We start from the raw sequence: 15408 nt of genomic DNA on the forward strand, positions 1-15408 counted from the left end.
GATGAATTATTTTCCGTAAACAAGGTCCGGCAGCCAAAGCGCGATCTGCGGGAAGATCATCACAAGCGCGAGCGCGACAATCATCACGGCCACAAACGGCACGATAGAGCGGTAGATATCTTTGATGGTGATTTCCGGCGGGGCCATGGCCCGCATCAGGAACAGGTTATAGCCGAAGGGCGGCGTCATATACGCGATCTGGCAGGTGATGGTGTAAAGCACGCCGTACCACACCAGATCAAAGCCAAGCGCACCGACCAAAGGCACATAAAGCGGCGCCACGATGACTAACATCGCGGTGTCGTCCAGAAACGTGCCCATGACGATGAACGACAGCTGCATCAGGATCAGGATGACCCACGGGTTCAGGCCCAGACGTTCGGTAAACAAGTCCTCGATGGCGCGCACAGCGCCCAGACCATCAAACACCGCCCCAAAGGCCAGCGCCGCAAGGATGATCCACATGAACATGCAGGTGATGGCCAGTGTCTGACGCACCGATGTTTCAAACACCACACGTGTCATCCGCCCTTTCAGCACCGCCGCAACAAAGGCCGCGATCGCGCCGATGGCCGAGCTTTCGACAAGGCTGGTCCAGCCGTTCACGAACGGCACCATCATAACGGCAAAGATTCCAACAGGCAGCAGACCCGCGCGGAGCAGGCGCAGCTTTTCGGCCATGCCAATATCGCGTTCCTCGGGCGGTAGCGCCGGACCCAGTTCAGGGTTCAGGCGGCAACGGATCGCAATGTAGATGATGAACAGCGTCGCCATCATCAGGCCTGGAATGGCCCCCGCCAGCCACAGCTGACCCACCGGCTGCCGCGCGATCATCGCATAAAGCACCAAGACGACAGAGGGCGGCACAAGGATACCCAGACTGGAGCCCGCCTGAATGACGCCGGTCACCATCAGTTTGTCATAATTTCGCTTCAGCAATTCGGGCAGCGCGATGGTCGCACCAATCGCCATACCTGCCACCGACAGGCCGTTCATTGCCGAAATCAGCACCATCAGCCCGATTGTCCCAATGGCCAGACCGCCGCGCAAACCGCCCATCCAGACGTGGAACATTTTGTACAGATCGTCGGCAATTTTGGATTCCGACAGCACGTAGCCCATGAAGATAAACATCGGCAGCGTCAGCAGTGGATACCACTTCATCAGCTTCATCGCGGCGGAGAACCCGATGTCATAGCCGCCACGGTCGCCCCACAGGAACAACGCTGCCATGACCGCTACAAAGCCAATCGCCGCAAAGACGCGCTGACCTGTGAACAGCATCAGCATCATGGTCGAGAACATGAGGATGGCGATCAATTCATACGGCATCGCGCATCTCCTCGCCTGTTTTCAGGAACAGGATGTCTTTCGCCAGTTCAGACAGGCTTTGCAGCAGCATCAGAACAATGCCGAACACCATCGTCACCTTGATCGGCCACAGATACGGGCGCCACGCGGTCGGGCTGCGTTCGCCGCCGTACTGGAAGGAATACATGGTTGAATCGATCCCGCCCCACAGCAGGACGCCTAGGTAGGCGATCAGGAACAGCACCGTGATACAGTCCATCTGCGCCTTTTTCTGCGGGGTGAATTCGCCATAGAACAAATCCATCCGCACATTTGCGCCCATCTGCATCGCGTAGGGCCCGCCAAGGATGTAGTAGCCCACCATCACGAACTGGGCCATTTCCAGCGTCCAGAGCGACGGGGTGAAGAACGCCTTACTGATCGACGACCACAGAAGAATGCCCATCAGAACGAACAGCCCGTACATGACGAACCGCCCGATGGTGCGGTTAAACCGGTCAACGATGCGGATGTATGACCGCAGAAATTTCATCCCGCCTGCCCCTCTGTTTCGGTGATCTGCGCCACGGCTTTGGTTAGCACCTCTTGCAGATGCGCGGCGACGCTGGCGGCGTTTTTCGAGGTGTCGATCAGGTCATTTCGAACCTCGATCATCACATTCTCGCGCCCCTGACTGTCGCCATGCAGAACCAAGGTGTGGGTCACACCATCCTTGGGCGCGTAGGGTTCGTTCAGGGCCGCCTTGAACTGCCCTGCCCCCTGCTCGGCCGTCAATGCGGACTCGGCCAGCGCGGGACGGCTGTCGAACAGATAGCCGATGTCCAGATCCCGCCGAACGCCGTTATAGACGGGCGTAAAGCTGTGCACGGTGACAAGGATGGGCGGACGCGCCATGGCCTGCTCTTGTGCAAACAGGATGTTCGCCACCGCTGCATGGAATGGCTGATGGATCAGGTCATAGCGGCGCTGACGTTCCTCATTCGACAGGCCCACATTCCCTGGCACGTCGTAGATTTCGCTTTTGGCAGGGATCGCACCAGCGGACTCAAGCGGGCGGTTACAGTCGTAAACCAACCGCGACACTCGGCCCGCGACAAGCGGGGCGCCAAGGCCAGATGACAGGAATTTGGCAACATCCAGCGCCCCGATGTCCCATGCCGCATGGGAACTTGCTGCGTCACGGGTTAAACCCAGCCCACCGAATTCTTCGGGAATGAAAGCCGACGCATGTTCACAGACCAGCACAATCGGGCTCTGCCCAATCGGTCCTGTCACATCGACAGCGATCCAGTCGTCTGTGTCCATTCGTCTTCAATCCCCTTCGGTGTGTGTAAACATCACTACAAAAATTCTTGGAGCGTCAAGGAATTTTCTGTATCTTTTTTTACAACGCTCCAAATTTTGTAACGAATGGAACGAAAATGGACAGGAAGCGGCTGGTCAAAGACCTGATCAAAGACAAGCAATCGGACCTTACCGCGTCCGAGCGAAAGGTGACCGCCCTGCTTCAGGACGATTCGATGGTTGCCGGTCTGCAATCCATCACAAAGCTGGCCGAAGACGCCGGTGTGTCCACGCCAACCATCATCCGTCTTGCCCGCAAACTGGGGTTCGAAGGCTTCCCCGATCTACAAAACGCTATCCGCGATGAGGTCGCCGCACGGATGCGCGAACCGTTGGCCAAACTGGAAATGGCCGAACGCGCGGACCATCAGGATCACATCGTCAGCCGCTTTGCCGTCGCCATGGCGCACAACATCAACCGCACCATCGACCGGCTTGACCTGGCCGAGTTCGACGAGGTCGCGGCCCTGCTATCCGATCCCGCGCGCACCCTGTTTCTATTGGGCGGCCGCATCACCCGTTCGAACGCGCATTACTTCTACAACCACCTGCAAATCATCCGCTCGGGCGTGTCGGCGCTGGATTCATCGCCCAGTGTCTGGCCCCAGTCGCTATTGGATATGACCGACCAGTCGGTGCTCATCATCTTCGATATCCGCCGCTATGAAAAAGAACTGGAACGCCTTGCAGAACTGGCCGTCGAACAGGGCGCAACCATCGTGCTGTTCACCGATCAATGGGGATCGCCCATCGAAAAACACGCACGCTACAGCTTCCGCGCGATGGTCGAGGCCCCATCAAGTTGGGACTCGACCCTAGCCATCAACTTCCTGATCGAAGCGATGGTGGCAGACATCCAAAGCCTACGGTCCGACTCCAGTTCAGAGCGTATTTCTGCGTTGGAAAAGATGTTGGGCCAAAGCCGGATATTTCGATCTTGACCAAATTTGTCCAATTTTTTTAGAATGGAATAAAACTATTGGGATCATCCCAATTTTGAAACTCTAAGATATTATCCGAACGCTTTATTATCGTTCTTTTGCCCAGCTTTCTACGCCAATAATTATCCGCGGAAATTTCTTTCGACTCCAAAACGTCACTATCATCAGAAAAATGCTTGGAGCCACTCCACTCTATAACAAATTTACGACCTTTGAACTTTTCTTTTATAATCCGATTTAAATGGTCATCAAATCCACCATATCCAAACAAGATAACCTCATCAGCCTCACCAAGAGCCTTGCTAAACATTTTCCAATAAAGTCTTAGAACCTCCGATCTCTCAATTAGAAAAGGCTTCAGTGCACCATCGGACAAAATAATATGTCGTGCGCTTTTTGGATCATGCCCATTTACTTTGTGCCTTTTTAGTTTCCTAGGCGCATTACGCCTGTCGACGATAAGAGGGCTACCATGTAAATGGAGATAATAACCGAAGTCTTCTCCCGTCTCCCTGTCGAAATTAGCTTCATCAAAGCCTGTCTTTCGATAACCATCATTAAGGCAAGTTCTACTCGAATATCGATGACAAATTCTGTAAGATTTACCATCAACTTCTTGGTCGTCATTAAATTCTGAATAAAATAAAGTGTCGTAATTCAGCGTTGCAAAATGAGATCTTGTATCGTTCAAAAATGGTATTAAATCATCTATAAATTTCCGAAATCTGAGATCATCCTGAAACTCTTCTGAGTTACAATTTAAAGTACGTGCAACATTGTAAATATATTTCGCAATTACTTTTTGATATTGCATTGCCGGAGAGGTAAACTAATCAGTTAGCTTGTTTTCGTCAACGGAATTACTAATCAGCTCATGCCCAAGTTGCGCAATCTGCGCATTCATCAGCTGTGATTCTTGCGTTGGTCCTTCTTCGCTATTTACTCCCTTTAGGCAGTGAGCAATTAGTTCACGCTCGGCCTTATCTGAGTCTGAGCAACAAAAGTTTTCCCAAACAGCAGGCATGACACTTTTCAGGTCAAATTTTTCAGGACAAAGTGCCATTCCAACACCATTGCCAATAACTATCAGTTTTCTCTTCATTTTTTCTCTACACGACTGACGTGCCACCTATACGTGTATAGCTTTTCTTTGTGAAGAGACCTTCATCCAAAAAGTCAAAGTGTCAGCCACGGCGTATTCCCGCTGTCCTCTAGCGACCACTGTGCTTCCCAAAGTCCATTCAACCGCCGAAAATTCAGGTAATTCCGTTCGGCGGAATAGTTGTGGTGCTGACCGGGCAAGGGCGCGATCTTGATTGGATGGCCCGCCAAAGGTGCCTCACCCAGCCGTGCGAAGGTCCCCAGTGACAGGGCGTAAAGCTTGGGTGGTGCAGGATGCGAAATGCCCGAGGCCACCAGCTGCTGGACACCGCCCTTGGGGCTATCCATGACGGCACGGGTCGCCAGATGGATTTCGCCCGAAACGGCCGTCACCGTCGCGCCCTGATCCTCAAGGTTCAGGACCGTCTGCAACATCCTCTGCCATTCCACCCGATGGGCACGGCTTTGCCACTGGTCACGCAGGTCGTCATGGTATTTTTTCACGATATGGAAGGTGTTGAAAATCCACTCCAGCACCGACAAACGCGGCCCAAGAAGCGGAACAGAGGACACAAGGATCACCCGTTCCTGCACGTCTTGCGTAGCACTCTCCATCGCCGCCCAGCCATTTTCGCCCATGATCCGGTCGCGCGTGCGCTCGGATCGCAGATCAGGCGCGATGATGCTGACGCCGGGCAGATCATAGCGCCATGCCAAAGACCGCCCCGTCTGATCCAGAAACAGCTGCGGTACATCCGCATCGGTCGCGGCGTGTTGGAACAGCAAAAACGCCTCACGCGCAGCGCGGAACAGGGTTTGCGCGATGGGATGATCGACGATTTCGGGTTTCAACGACCCCCAGCCATCGCAAATGTCATGATCGTCCCACATCATCAGCGACGGCGTCCGCGCCATCACGCGGGCAAAAGGTGCCGCGCTATAAACCTGCCCGTAGCGGTGCAGATAAGCCGCGCGCAATGACTGGAACAGGTCTTCAAGCTCTGCTTCGGTGAAATCATCGCTCAGATCGTCAGGCCAGTGGCGGGTCAGTTTATGTGCGTTCGTCACCTCGTCGGCGTAAACCTGATCCCCACCGTGCAGCATCAGATGATAGGGCGTCGCATCGGCTCGCGCCGCAAGATCGTTCCACATCAGGTTGCGTTCTTCGGGATCACGTTCCAGATCACCGTTTTCCTGCCCGTTACACGACACAAAACCGATGTTCAGATCCCCGTCATACCGGGTATCGACCGGAAACGTCTGTTCGCCATAGGCGTATTCGGCCACCTGCCCCACTGGCAGGGCAAAATCGAACCGCCAGATCACATGCCCGTCGATTTCCGCCAAGCGTTTGGGATCAACAGGCATGTTCCCGACCGAAAAGCCCAACGGCGGGTTTTCTGACCGTAATGACATCACCGCAGCCAATGACACATTGTCGCTGTCTGTGCCGCGCCAGATCAAAATCGGTCCGAATTCCACACCAAAGCCCTTTTATCATTGCCTGTTTTTGCATTTGGGAACGATTTGCCGCAAAAACCAGTCAGCAGATCGAATTTGCTGACTTATAGGCCCTTTGTGCTAGGTACAAACCCACGTAGAAAGGTTTATCAACGGTTTTATGACGCGAACGTACCGGTTTTTGAAAAGATCAGTAGTGCCCAACACGAAAGCACACACAGCATGACAACCATGGCAGCGAACAAACCCCGCCGCGGTCGTCCTCCGGTGTGCGATCCGGCGGACCGTCGCGATCAGATCCTTGATGCAATGCAGGCTGTGTACAATCAGGACGGCATGGCCGGACTGACGATGTCCGCCGTTGCCAAAGCGGCCGGCATGTCGAAACGCACGCTTTATACCGTGTTCGAAGACCGCGCCGATATGCTCGAGGCTTATACCGAACGCCGCGTGAACAGGATCGTCAGCAACCTGACGCCCGCAGAAACCGAATTGCCCTTGGCCGAACGTCTGCGCCTGTTGTTAACGCCCGACGAAAGCAGCCTGTCGCTGCCCATCGCGATCTTGCGCACCATCATCATCGACGCCGTCGACCAGCCCGAAATGGCCGAGCGTATCTTTTCCCGCTCGCTTCCCGTGATCCGGACCCGCATCAAGGCCGAACTGGACCGCGCCAACGAACGCGGCGAGGCGCAGATCGACGACACGCAACAAATGGCCGAACTGCTGGCAGATATGGTGCGCCCGTCGCCTATGGATGCGCTGATCCTGCAGAAAAACCGCGACCCGTCGGAAATCATGGCGCGGTTTGAGCTGGGTCTGGATATTTTCCTGAAGGGACTGAACCTGAAATAGGCCTAGTGCTTGCGCTTCAGGATCGCGATCACACCGGGAAGAACGGCGGCCAGAAACACCAGACCAAAGGCGATCGACGCGGCCAATCCTGCGGACGCAGTCGCGCCTGTGATCGGGAAGAGCGCCGCCGCCACCCCTTCGCGCACGCCCCAGCCCGACACCGTCACCGGCACCAGCATCATAAACAAGATCAACGGCACCAACCCGAAGGTCGCCGCCATTGGAAGCTCGGTCCCCGTCGCCAGGGCGCACAGGTAAAACGCCCCGATATTGCAAAGCGCCGTCAACAGGCTCAGCACCACCTGCACCGGCAATGCCTTGCCCTTTAACATCGACGCAATCACCGCCTGCCACATGCTATCAAGCGCGCGTTTCTGCGGGCCGGGCAACTGCCACCCCAGCCAGAACACCACCGGCAAACCAAGGCTGATCAGTACCGCTGGCGTCACGATCGAATTCAACCACAAAGGCCATGACAGCCCCCCTGGCAGGATCGTTGTGATGATGAAGGCCGCAAGGAAGAAAAAGAAAATACCCGCCTGCTGTGCAGCGCGTTCGAAAAACACTGCCTGCCCCGCTTTGACCAGCCCCGCGTGATGACGCGCACGATAGGCGCGGCCCGCGTCGCCGATCATCCCACCGGGCAGCGACTGGTTGATAAACTGGCTCAGGTAATATTCCGACACGGCGGTTTTCCACGTGAACCGCTGGCCCAGCTTGAAAGCGATCAGCTTCCACCGCACCGCAGACAACACCGTTTGCAGCCCCATGATCAGCCACGCCAAGGCCAAAAGCCCCAGATCAGCGCGGCGCAGGATGCGCATTGCTTCGGCCCCGTCGACAGCATGGAACAGAATGAACAGCAGGCCGAAACTGACGGCCAATTGCACAATCCGCATCTGAGCGCGCGTGAGGCGCGGAAGCCATGCCATTCTGGAGTGTGCCTTTTCCGTCCCTTTGGTCGTCCCGCATATACGGGCCTGCAAAGCCATGAGCAACACGAACCAAAGACTGCCGGAACATGCCCGCCCCCCTTGCCAAGTCAGCAAATCGCCCAACCTCTTATAATCGCAGGGTGTTCACGTTCTCGTATGAAGAATTGCAACAAACGACATCCTTGTGTCTTTATGCCCGAAACCGTCCCAGAGACCCCGAATGCTTGACGCCCGCGCCCGCCAGATCATCGACCCGCCGCTGAATGCCCTTGGCCGCACTTTGGCCAGAACCGGCGTCAGTGCAAACGCCGTCACGCTGATCGGCTTGGTGCTTGGCCTGCTATCTGCTGTCATGATCGCCCAAGGCGCGCCGCTTGCCGCGCTGATCCCCCTTCTGGCCAGCCGTCTGGCCGACGGGCTGGACGGGGCCATTGCGCGGGCCACGCATAAAACCGACTTTGGCGGTTACCTCGATATCGCCAGCGATTTCCTGTTCTACGGCGCGGTGCCTGTGGGCTTTGTGGTGTTGAACCCCACCGACAATGCCATTGCGGGCGCGGTCTTGCTGTTGTCGTTCTACTTCAACGCCGCAAGTTTTCTGGGCTTTGCGATCCTTGCTGAAAAACGCGGGATGGAGACATCGGCCCAAGGATCGAAATCGCTTTATTATTCGAATGGCCTGCTGGAAGGGACAGAAACCATCCTGTTCTTTGTGGCCCTTTGCCTGATGCCATGGGCCTTTGCCCCCTTGGCATGGGTCTTTGCCATTCTCTGCTTTGCCACCGCAGCGCTGCGCATCTGGGCCGCGCGCGAGATTTTCCAAGACGTTTAAGGAGTGCTTATGAAAACCCTTCTGACCGCCCTGCCCCTGCTGGCCACGCTTGGCCTGCCGATGGCGGCGCTTGCCGAAACCGATCCCGCCGACTGGGACGCCGTCACCAGCGCCGCCAAGGGCCAGACCGTTTATTGGTACGCATGGGGCGGCTCGACCGCCACAAACGATTTCATCGCATGGGTCGGTGATCGAGTGTCCGAAGATTACGGCGTGACCCTGGAACATGTGAAACTGACCGACACCGCAGATGCGGTCACCCGCGTTCTGACTGAAAAGCAGGCCGGTCAGGATGACGACAGCGCCGTCGATATGATCTGGATTAACGGTGCCAACTTTGCCTCGATGAAAGAGGCCGATCTGCTGTTCGGTCCCTTCGCCGAAGATCTGCCCAACTGGCAGTACGTCGATGTGGACGGCAAAACCGTTCAGACCGATTTCACTGTTCCGGTCGAAGGCTACGAAAGCCCTTGGGCCATGGCGCAGGTGGTGTTCATGTACGACACCGCCGACATGGACGCGACCCTACCCACGGCCGAGGCGATGCTGGAATGGGCGCAGGCCAATCCCGGTCGTTTCACCTACCCCCAGCCGCCGGATTTCCTTGGCGCGACGTTCCTGAAACAGGTTCTGATCGAACTGACCGATGACAACGACGTTCTGGCCAAACCGGTGGACGAGGCCAACTTTGCCGCCGTCACCGCCCCGCTTTGGGACTATCTGGATGCGTTGACGCCCGTCCTTTGGCGTCAGGGTCAGGCCTATCCGGCAACAGGCCCTGCGCAGTTGCAGCTGATGGCCGATAACGAGATCGATCTGGCGATTTCCTTCAGCCCGGGCGAAGCATCGACGGCCATCGCCAACAACCAACTGCCCGACACCGTGCGCACTTTTGTTCTAGAGGCCGGCACATTGGGCAACGCATCCTTCGTAGCCGTTCCCTATAACTCCGGCTCCAAAGAAGGCGCGATGGTTGTCGCCAACTTCCTGATGTCGCCCGAGGCACAGCTTCGCGCGCAAGACCCGAGCATCCTTGGCTACGGCACCGTTCTGGACATGTCCAAACTGTCCGAGGATGAGCGCACCGCCTTTGCCAACCTTGATCTGGGCATCGCCACGCTCAGCCCTGCCGAGCTTGGCACGGTCCAACCCGAACCCCACGGGTCGTGGATGACGCGCATCACGCAGGAATGGACCGAACGCTACGGCGCGGGCCAGTAAGCGTGGACCTCTAACATGACAGACCGCGCCGTCAGGCGCCCCGCATCGGCGGCGCGGTCTTTCTGGGGCGCGCTGCCCCTACTAACCCTGATCATCATGATCGGCCCCGTTCTGGCGGGGCTTTTGGGCACTGTGCTGCCTGCCTTCGGCTATCTACCCGCCGCGGGTCTGGGCGCATTTTCAATCACCCCCTTCACCGACCTTTTTGCATGGAACGGCATCTGGGCAGCCACGCGCCTGTCGGTCATCACGGGCTTTGCCGCAACCTTTTTGTCCTTGGCTATCGTCACGCTTCTGATGGCCGGTTGGTCCGGCACCCGCGCCTTTCGTTGGTTGGAAACACTGCTCTCCCCGCTTCTGTCCGTCCCCCACGCCGCAACCGCCTTTGGCATCGCCTTCCTGATCGCCCCCTCGGGCTGGATCGCCCGCATGATTTCGCCTTGGCTAACCGGTTGGGAACGCCCACCTGACGTGCTGATCACCCAAGACCCTTTGGGCATCGCGCTGACCTTGGGCCTTGTGACCAAAGAGGTGCCGTTCCTGCTTCTCATGGCGCTGGCCGCCAAGGGCCAAAGCGCCAGCACACAACGGATGCGCGTCGCGCAGTCGCTGGGATACGGACGCGTCAGCGGATGGCTGAAATCGGTCTTTCCGGTGATCTACGCCCAGATCCGCCTGCCGGTGCTGGTCGTGCTGGCCTACTCCATGTCGGTCGTCGACGTCGCCATGATCCTCGGCCCCACAACGCCGCCACCGCTATCGGTTCAGGTGGTGAAATGGATGTCCGATCCCGACCTATCCAAACGCCTGATCGCCAGCGCCGCAGCGCTCTGGCAACTGGCGCTGGTGATCGCCGCGCTCGGGGTCTGGTGGATCGGCGAACGCATCACCGCCCGCTTGGGTCTGGCGTGGGTGGAACGCGGCACACGCAATCTGCACCTCGATAAAACAACGCGGCCCCTTGGCATCATCTTGGGCACACTCTCTGCGCTTTCGGTGCTGCTTGGCCTGCTCTGCCTTGGCGTCTGGAGCGTCGCTGGTTTCTGGGGCTACCCCGACGCGCTCCCCCAATCCCTGACCCCCAAAAACTGGGCCCGCCACTGGCCAGATATCAGCGATAGCCTGATCACCACCCTTCTGATCGCAGCCCTATCCGTGGCCGTCGCCGTAACGCTGGTGATCGCCTGCCTTGAGGCCGAACACCGCACAGGGCGCAGCCTGTCACAAAAGGCCCTCTGGCTGATCTATGCGCCTCTGCTGATCCCACAGATCGCCTTCTTGCCGGGCGTGCAAACGGGGCTGTTGATGACAGGCGCGACCTCGGGTCTCTGGCCCGTAACATTGATGCATGTGGTCTTTGTCCTGCCTTACGTGTTCCTGTCCCTTACCGACCCATGGCGCAACTGGGACCCGCGCATCGACACCATCGCCCGCAGTCTCGGCACCTCGCCCACGCGCGTCCTGTTCACACTCCGCTTGCCCATGCTCCTCCGCCCCATCCTGACCGCCGCCGCCGTCGGCTTTGCCGTCAGCGTCGGTCAATACCTGCCCACCCTTCTGGCAGGTGGCGGTAGAGTTGCAACACTGACGACCGAAGCCGTCGCGCTCAGCTCGGGCGGCGACCGCCGCGCGATCGGCGCATTCGGTGTCATGCAAACTTTGGCCGTCATCGCCCCCTTTGCCATCGCAACGCTTCTGCCCTACTGGATGTGGCGGAACAGAAAGGGGCTTCATGGATAACGGACTGCACCTGAAAGCCGTCGAAATCTGCCGGGGCGGACAGCCCCTGCTGCAAATCGATGCGCAGGTAGCCCCAGGCGAAATCCTGACGGTCATGGGCCCGTCGGGGTCCGGAAAATCGACGCTTCTGTCTTTCCTGACTGGCCACCTTGCCCCCGCTTTCGCGGCAACAGGACAGGTGGTCTTGGATGGCTCCGACGTCACGGCCCAACCGCCAGAACACCGCAAAATCGGTATTCTCTTTCAGGACGACCTGCTCTTCCCCCACCTCAGTGTCGGCGCAAACCTTGCGTTCGGCCTGCGTGGCGGAACCAAGTCCGAGCGACAGAAGACCATTGAAACCGCGCTGAGCGACGTCGGGCTTAAAGGTTTTGAAACCCGCGACCCCGCAACACTTTCTGGCGGTCAAAAGGCACGTGTCGCGCTGATGCGGGTTCTCCTGTCCGACCCAAAGGCGCTGCTGCTAGACGAGGCCTTCTCAGGCCTCGACACAGACCGCCGCGCCCAGATCCGCGACCTGACCTTCGATCACGCGCGAAAGAAAAACTTGCCGGTCGTTATGGTGACCCACGATATCGACGATGCCAAAGCAGCGGGCGGGCGTGTGATCCAGTTGGGCCCATAGGGGCTTTGCCCCCTTGGCCTTCGGCCAATTCCCCCAAGGTATTTATGGAAAGAAAATACATCTGTTCTAGGCGCCAAACCCGAGGACGCGGGCCGAAGGCCCAAGGACGAGATGGCCTGTGCGGCGCAGCCGCGCATTTGGATTGCGTTCCGCGCGAAAATAGGGACTGATCCCCATATGATCCGCGCCATTTGCATATTGCTGCTGTTCCAGCTTGCGGGCGAAAGCCTGTCGCGGGGCTTTGATCTGTTTGTTCCGGGTCCTGTGATCGGTCTGGCCGCGCTTTTCATCGCTCTGCTGATTTTCCCCAAACTGGCCGAGGTCATCCGCGTTGCCGCCAATGGCCTTTTGGCGCATCTGTCGCTGCTCTTTGTGCCTGCGGGCGTGGGCGTCATCGCGCATCTGGGCACGTTTGGCACCAACGGGATTGGCCTGATCGTGGCACTCATCGTCAGCACCGCGCTGGCCATTCTGGCCGCTGTGTTGACCTTCGTCCTTTTCGCGCGGCTCATGGGGCAACGCCATGAATGACGCGGTTCTGCTCTGGTCCTATCTCGCGCAGGAGCCATTGCTGTGGCTGACCACGACGCTGGTCGCCTACACCATCTCGGACTGGGCGGCGGGCAAAGCCGGACGGCATGCGTTGGCCAATCCGGTTCTGATGGCGGTGATTCTGATCGCCTTGGTTCTCTGGGTCACCAGCACACCCTATGCGACCTATTTCGAGGGCGCTCAGTTTGTGCATTTTATGTTGGGGCCGGCCACTGTCGCGCTGGCGCTACCGCTTTATGACAATCTGCCCAAGGTCAAAGCCGCCCTGGTCCCGATGATTGCCGCGCTGTTTGCCGGATCGCTCACCGCAATCATCACCGCCCTAGGCATTGCCAAAGCCATGGGCATCACCGGCGAAACGCTTATGTCGCTTGCCCCGAAATCGGCTACCGCCCCCGTGGCGCTTGGTGTATCCGAGGCCATTGGCGGGCAGCCTACGCTGACAGCAGTCTTGGTGATCCTGACCGGTATTTCCGGCGCGATCATTGCCACGCCCATGTTGAACGCTTTGAAAATCACCGACTGGCGCGCGCGGGGCTTTGCGGTTGGCGTCGCCGCCCACGGGATCGGGACGGCGCATGCCTTTCGTATCAATTCCACAGCAGGCGCATTCTCAGGGATCGGCATGGGGCTGAACGCGGTGCTGACCGCCCTACTGGCCCCGCTGATCGCGCGCCTGTTTCTGTAGCGTTTACTCGATGTTGATATCCACCCGCTGGCTTTCACCGTTCGAGCCCGGGATTTTCAGGAAATAACGACCCGGTTTGATCGCCAGAAACTCGATCTCCATCGTGCCTTCTTCGTCGAACTCCACGGATTCCAGACCGAAGGGACGGATTTCCAGACCGTTCACCACGACCTCATTGATCCAGATCGCACGGAAAAAGCCCGAGCCTTCCAGCGCCAGTTCGCCGGAACCGTCCGCGTAAATCTCCAACTCGTACACCATGCCCGAATTCAGCGTGATCGGACCGTCCGCCAGCGGCTTGCCCAAGGCCAGAGTGATCCCCGGCATCTCGCCTTTGTTTGTGTTCGACAGAACGCCCGCAAAACCGAAATCATGCGCGGCCGCCATACCCGCCGCGCCCATCGCCAAAGCCGTCACAGCTGCAAAAATCTTCTTCATGGTATCTCTCCCGTTTCTACCAAATGAGGCGCCAACACTGCTGGTTGACCGCGCAATTCCAGAATTCTGTCGGCCAGTCGCGTGGCCTCTTCCCGTGCATGGGTCACAAACAAAACCGCAGGTCCGGTTTCCGCGATCAGCGTTTCGGTCAGGCCCAGCATGGTGTCTGCTGTTTCCGGGTCAAGCGACACGAAAGGCTCATCCATGATCAGAAAATCGGGCTGACCGGCAAAGGCACGCGCCAGTGCCAGACGACGTTGCTGGCCCAGCGAAGTCTGACCCGGAAACAGATGTGCCTTGTCGGCAATGCCCACCTTTTTCAGCATCCGCATGGCCGCGTTTTCGGACAGATCAGGGTGCACCAGCGTGACGTTCTGCAACACCGTCCGCCACGGCAGCAGTGTGGGTTCCTGAAACACGATGGCCATTTTATCGGGCCGCGCAACGGTGCCCTGATAATCGGGATCAATGCCGGCCACGATCCGCAACAGCGTCGATTTCCCCACACCCGAAGGCCCCAATATGGCGACCGTTTCGCCCTTGGGGATCTGGAACGCAACGCGCCCCAAAATCGGGGTATCGCCATAGGATTTCTGCTGGATGTCGACGCTGATCATGCGGCCCTCCAGCGGCGCACGCGCCGTTCCCATGGCTGAAGCAACAGCCATTCGACCGCCAACATCACAAAGATGAACGAAAACGCATAAACCAGCACCATCGCCACATCAAACAGTTGGAAATACAGATGGATTTGAAAGCCCACGCCAGACGAGCGGCCCAGAAATTCAACCACCAGAACGATCTTCCAGATCACGGCCACCCCGTTGCGCGCAGCACCGGCGATAAAAGGGGCCATCTGCGGCAGGGTCACATGGCGCAGCTTGGTCCAGCGCGACATGCGATAGACCTGCGCCATGGCATCCAGATCACGCGAGGTCGCGCGCGCCCCTTCGCGGATCACCGTTGTCACGTTCGGAATTTTGTTCAACGTCACCGCCGCGATCGCGGCCGTTTCGTTCAGCCCGATCCACAGGTAGCACAGCACGATCAGGACCAGAGCAGGCAGGTTCAGGAACACCACCAACCACGGGTCCAGCCAGCGGTTGATCCGTTCGGACCGCCCCATGATCAGGCCAAGCGCAATCCCCACGCCCATAGCCAGTGCAAAGGCCCAGAGCACGCGGATCAGCGTTTGGAACAGATGATATGGCAGCTCGCCCGACGCGACCTCTTGCAAAAAGGGGTCAATCAACGCCCAAGGCTGGGGAAGGACCGTGGGATCGCCGGAAATAGCGGCGGCCACGATCCAAAGACCCAATAGCGCAATCAGAGAAAACGCCGGAACAAGCCTGTTTTCAGTCATC

The 15408-nt window shown here is 58.0% G+C and carries 18 protein-coding genes; 8 read left to right on the plus strand and 10 right to left on the minus strand.

Going from position 1 to position 15408, the window contains the following annotated elements; translation table 11 throughout:
• Window positions 1–6: 6 nt before the first annotated feature.
• From C4S59_RS17825 to C4S59_RS17835, 3 genes are read right to left on the minus strand one after another with little or no spacing between them, the layout of a single operon-like run.
• On the minus strand, window positions 7–1332 hold the full coding sequence (locus C4S59_RS17825) for a TRAP transporter large permease (protein WP_103911732.1): 1326 nt from the start codon (window positions 1330–1332) through the stop codon (window positions 7–9).
• Window positions 1322–1843, minus strand: a complete 522-nt coding sequence (locus C4S59_RS17830; RefSeq protein WP_103911733.1) for a TRAP transporter small permease subunit — start codon at window positions 1841–1843, stop codon at window positions 1322–1324. The genes C4S59_RS17825 and C4S59_RS17830 overlap by 11 nt, the downstream gene beginning before the upstream one ends.
• Window positions 1840–2616, minus strand: coding sequence for an N-formylglutamate amidohydrolase (locus tag C4S59_RS17835; RefSeq protein WP_103911734.1), 777 nt, complete (start codon window positions 2614–2616; stop codon window positions 1840–1842). Before C4S59_RS17835 ends, C4S59_RS17830 begins: the two co-directional genes overlap by 4 nt.
• A 116-nt stretch (window positions 2617–2732) precedes the next feature.
• Here C4S59_RS17835 and C4S59_RS17840 point away from each other — a divergent pair, with 116 nt between their 5' ends.
• Window positions 2733–3596, plus strand: a complete 864-nt coding sequence (locus tag C4S59_RS17840) for a MurR/RpiR family transcriptional regulator (RefSeq protein WP_103911735.1) — start codon at window positions 2733–2735, stop codon at window positions 3594–3596.
• Window positions 3597–3615: 19 nt separating this feature from the next.
• Here C4S59_RS17840 and C4S59_RS19535 read toward each other — a convergent pair whose 3' ends face one another.
• From C4S59_RS19535 to C4S59_RS17860, 3 genes are all read right to left on the minus strand, one after another.
• On the minus strand, window positions 3616–4410 hold the full coding sequence (locus C4S59_RS19535; RefSeq protein ID WP_146064561.1) for a hypothetical protein: 795 nt from the start codon (window positions 4408–4410) through the stop codon (window positions 3616–3618).
• A gap of 15 nt (window positions 4411–4425) precedes the next feature.
• Window positions 4426–4698 (minus strand): hypothetical protein, encoded by a 273-nt coding sequence (locus C4S59_RS17855; RefSeq protein WP_103911738.1) that lies wholly within the window; start codon window positions 4696–4698, stop codon window positions 4426–4428.
• 74 nt (window positions 4699–4772) lie between these two features.
• A complete protein-coding gene (locus C4S59_RS17860) occupies window positions 4773–6179 on the minus strand; it encodes an alkaline phosphatase D family protein (RefSeq protein WP_234994824.1) in 1407 nt (468 codons plus the stop codon).
• Between the two features lie 201 nt (window positions 6180–6380).
• Here C4S59_RS17860 and C4S59_RS17865 point away from each other — a divergent pair, with 201 nt between their 5' ends.
• Entirely contained in the window at window positions 6381–7013 is a 633-nt protein-coding gene (locus C4S59_RS17865) for a TetR/AcrR family transcriptional regulator (protein WP_103911739.1), read from the plus strand.
• Between the two features lie 2 nt (window positions 7014–7015).
• Here C4S59_RS17865 and C4S59_RS17870 read toward each other — a convergent pair whose 3' ends face one another.
• Window positions 7016–7912 carry a lysylphosphatidylglycerol synthase transmembrane domain-containing protein gene (locus C4S59_RS17870; protein ID WP_103911787.1) on the minus strand — a complete coding sequence of 299 codons (897 nt, stop codon included), beginning with the start codon at window positions 7910–7912 and terminating at the stop codon, window positions 7016–7018.
• Between the two features lie 256 nt (window positions 7913–8168).
• Here C4S59_RS17870 and C4S59_RS17875 point away from each other — a divergent pair, with 256 nt between their 5' ends.
• The 6 genes from C4S59_RS17875 to C4S59_RS17900 all read left to right on the plus strand — a co-directional run bounded on the left by C4S59_RS17875 (window position 8169) and on the right by C4S59_RS17900 (window position 13606).
• The gene (locus C4S59_RS17875; protein WP_103911740.1) at window positions 8169–8780 is read left to right on the plus strand and encodes a CDP-alcohol phosphatidyltransferase family protein; all 612 of its coding nucleotides are present in this window, start codon (window positions 8169–8171) and stop codon (window positions 8778–8780) included.
• A 9-nt stretch (window positions 8781–8789) separates the two neighbouring features.
• Window positions 8790–10001: an ABC transporter substrate-binding protein gene (locus tag C4S59_RS17880; protein WP_200813250.1), complete on the plus strand. Its 1212-nt coding sequence runs from the start codon at window positions 8790–8792 to the stop codon at window positions 9999–10001.
• A gap of 15 nt (window positions 10002–10016) precedes the next feature.
• On the plus strand, window positions 10017–11741 hold the full coding sequence (locus C4S59_RS17885; RefSeq protein ID WP_103911741.1) for an ABC transporter permease: 1725 nt from the start codon (window positions 10017–10019) through the stop codon (window positions 11739–11741).
• Window positions 11734–12366, plus strand: coding sequence for an ATP-binding cassette domain-containing protein (locus C4S59_RS17890; protein WP_103911742.1), 633 nt, complete (start codon window positions 11734–11736; stop codon window positions 12364–12366). The genes C4S59_RS17885 and C4S59_RS17890 overlap by 8 nt, the downstream gene beginning before the upstream one ends.
• 177 nt (window positions 12367–12543) lie before the next feature.
• Window positions 12544–12897 carry a CidA/LrgA family protein gene (locus tag C4S59_RS17895; protein WP_103911789.1) on the plus strand — a complete coding sequence of 118 codons (354 nt, stop codon included), beginning with the start codon at window positions 12544–12546 and terminating at the stop codon, window positions 12895–12897.
• Window positions 12890–13606: an LrgB family protein gene (locus C4S59_RS17900; RefSeq protein ID WP_103911743.1), complete on the plus strand. Its 717-nt coding sequence runs from the start codon at window positions 12890–12892 to the stop codon at window positions 13604–13606. The genes C4S59_RS17895 and C4S59_RS17900 overlap by 8 nt, the downstream gene beginning before the upstream one ends.
• 3 nt (window positions 13607–13609) lie before the next feature.
• Here C4S59_RS17900 and C4S59_RS17905 read toward each other — a convergent pair whose 3' ends face one another.
• The 3 genes from C4S59_RS17905 to C4S59_RS17915 are packed head-to-tail and all read right to left on the minus strand — an operon-like array spanning window position 13610 to window position 15407.
• On the minus strand, window positions 13610–14044 hold the full coding sequence (locus C4S59_RS17905) for a hypothetical protein (protein WP_103911744.1): 435 nt from the start codon (window positions 14042–14044) through the stop codon (window positions 13610–13612).
• Complete coding sequence (locus C4S59_RS17910; protein ID WP_103911790.1) at window positions 14041–14661, minus strand: ABC transporter ATP-binding protein; 621 nt, start codon at window positions 14659–14661, stop codon at window positions 14041–14043. Before C4S59_RS17910 ends, C4S59_RS17905 begins: the two co-directional genes overlap by 4 nt.
• On the minus strand, window positions 14658–15407 hold the full coding sequence (locus C4S59_RS17915) for an ABC transporter permease (RefSeq protein WP_103911745.1): 750 nt from the start codon (window positions 15405–15407) through the stop codon (window positions 14658–14660). Before C4S59_RS17915 ends, C4S59_RS17910 begins: the two co-directional genes overlap by 4 nt.
• Window position 15408 lies beyond the last annotated feature (1 nt).

The sequence above is a fragment of the Thalassococcus halodurans genome (genome assembly GCF_900108225.1).
Lineage (GTDB): Bacteria > Pseudomonadota > Alphaproteobacteria > Rhodobacterales > Rhodobacteraceae > Thalassococcus > Thalassococcus halodurans.

What these genes read in the sequence shown, in the direction of transcription:
- C4S59_RS17830 (WP_103911733.1), bottom strand. Translation starts at nt 1,843, where the DNA reads ATGAAATTTCTGCGGTCATACATCCGCATCGTTGACCGGTTTAACCGC.
- C4S59_RS17855 (WP_103911738.1), bottom strand. Translation starts at nt 4,698, where the DNA reads ATGAAGAGAAAACTGATAGTTATTGGCAATGGTGTTGGAATGGCACTT.
- C4S59_RS17890 (WP_103911742.1), top strand. Translation starts at nt 11,734, where the DNA reads ATGGATAACGGACTGCACCTGAAAGCCGTCGAAATCTGCCGGGGCGGA.
- C4S59_RS17825 (WP_103911732.1), bottom strand. Translation starts at nt 1,332, where the DNA reads ATGCCGTATGAATTGATCGCCATCCTCATGTTCTCGACCATGATGCTG.
- C4S59_RS17915 (WP_103911745.1), bottom strand. Translation starts at nt 15,407, where the DNA reads ATGACTGAAAACAGGCTTGTTCCGGCGTTTTCTCTGATTGCGCTATTG.
- C4S59_RS17865 (WP_103911739.1), top strand. Translation starts at nt 6,381, where the DNA reads ATGACAACCATGGCAGCGAACAAACCCCGCCGCGGTCGTCCTCCGGTG.
- C4S59_RS17895 (WP_103911789.1), top strand. Translation starts at nt 12,544, where the DNA reads ATGATCCGCGCCATTTGCATATTGCTGCTGTTCCAGCTTGCGGGCGAA.
- C4S59_RS17905 (WP_103911744.1), bottom strand. Translation starts at nt 14,044, where the DNA reads ATGAAGAAGATTTTTGCAGCTGTGACGGCTTTGGCGATGGGCGCGGCG.
- C4S59_RS17835 (WP_103911734.1), bottom strand. Translation starts at nt 2,616, where the DNA reads ATGGACACAGACGACTGGATCGCTGTCGATGTGACAGGACCGATTGGG.
- C4S59_RS17880 (WP_200813250.1), top strand. Translation starts at nt 8,790, where the DNA reads ATGAAAACCCTTCTGACCGCCCTGCCCCTGCTGGCCACGCTTGGCCTG.
- C4S59_RS17910 (WP_103911790.1), bottom strand. Translation starts at nt 14,661, where the DNA reads ATGATCAGCGTCGACATCCAGCAGAAATCCTATGGCGATACCCCGATT.
- C4S59_RS17875 (WP_103911740.1), top strand. Translation starts at nt 8,169, where the DNA reads ATGCTTGACGCCCGCGCCCGCCAGATCATCGACCCGCCGCTGAATGCC.
- C4S59_RS17900 (WP_103911743.1), top strand. Translation starts at nt 12,890, where the DNA reads ATGAATGACGCGGTTCTGCTCTGGTCCTATCTCGCGCAGGAGCCATTG.
- C4S59_RS17870 (WP_103911787.1), bottom strand. Translation starts at nt 7,912, where the DNA reads ATGCGGATTGTGCAATTGGCCGTCAGTTTCGGCCTGCTGTTCATTCTG.
- C4S59_RS17885 (WP_103911741.1), top strand. Translation starts at nt 10,017, where the DNA reads ATGACAGACCGCGCCGTCAGGCGCCCCGCATCGGCGGCGCGGTCTTTC.
- C4S59_RS17840 (WP_103911735.1), top strand. Translation starts at nt 2,733, where the DNA reads ATGGACAGGAAGCGGCTGGTCAAAGACCTGATCAAAGACAAGCAATCG.
- C4S59_RS19535 (WP_146064561.1), bottom strand. Translation starts at nt 4,410, where the DNA reads ATGCAATATCAAAAAGTAATTGCGAAATATATTTACAATGTTGCACGT.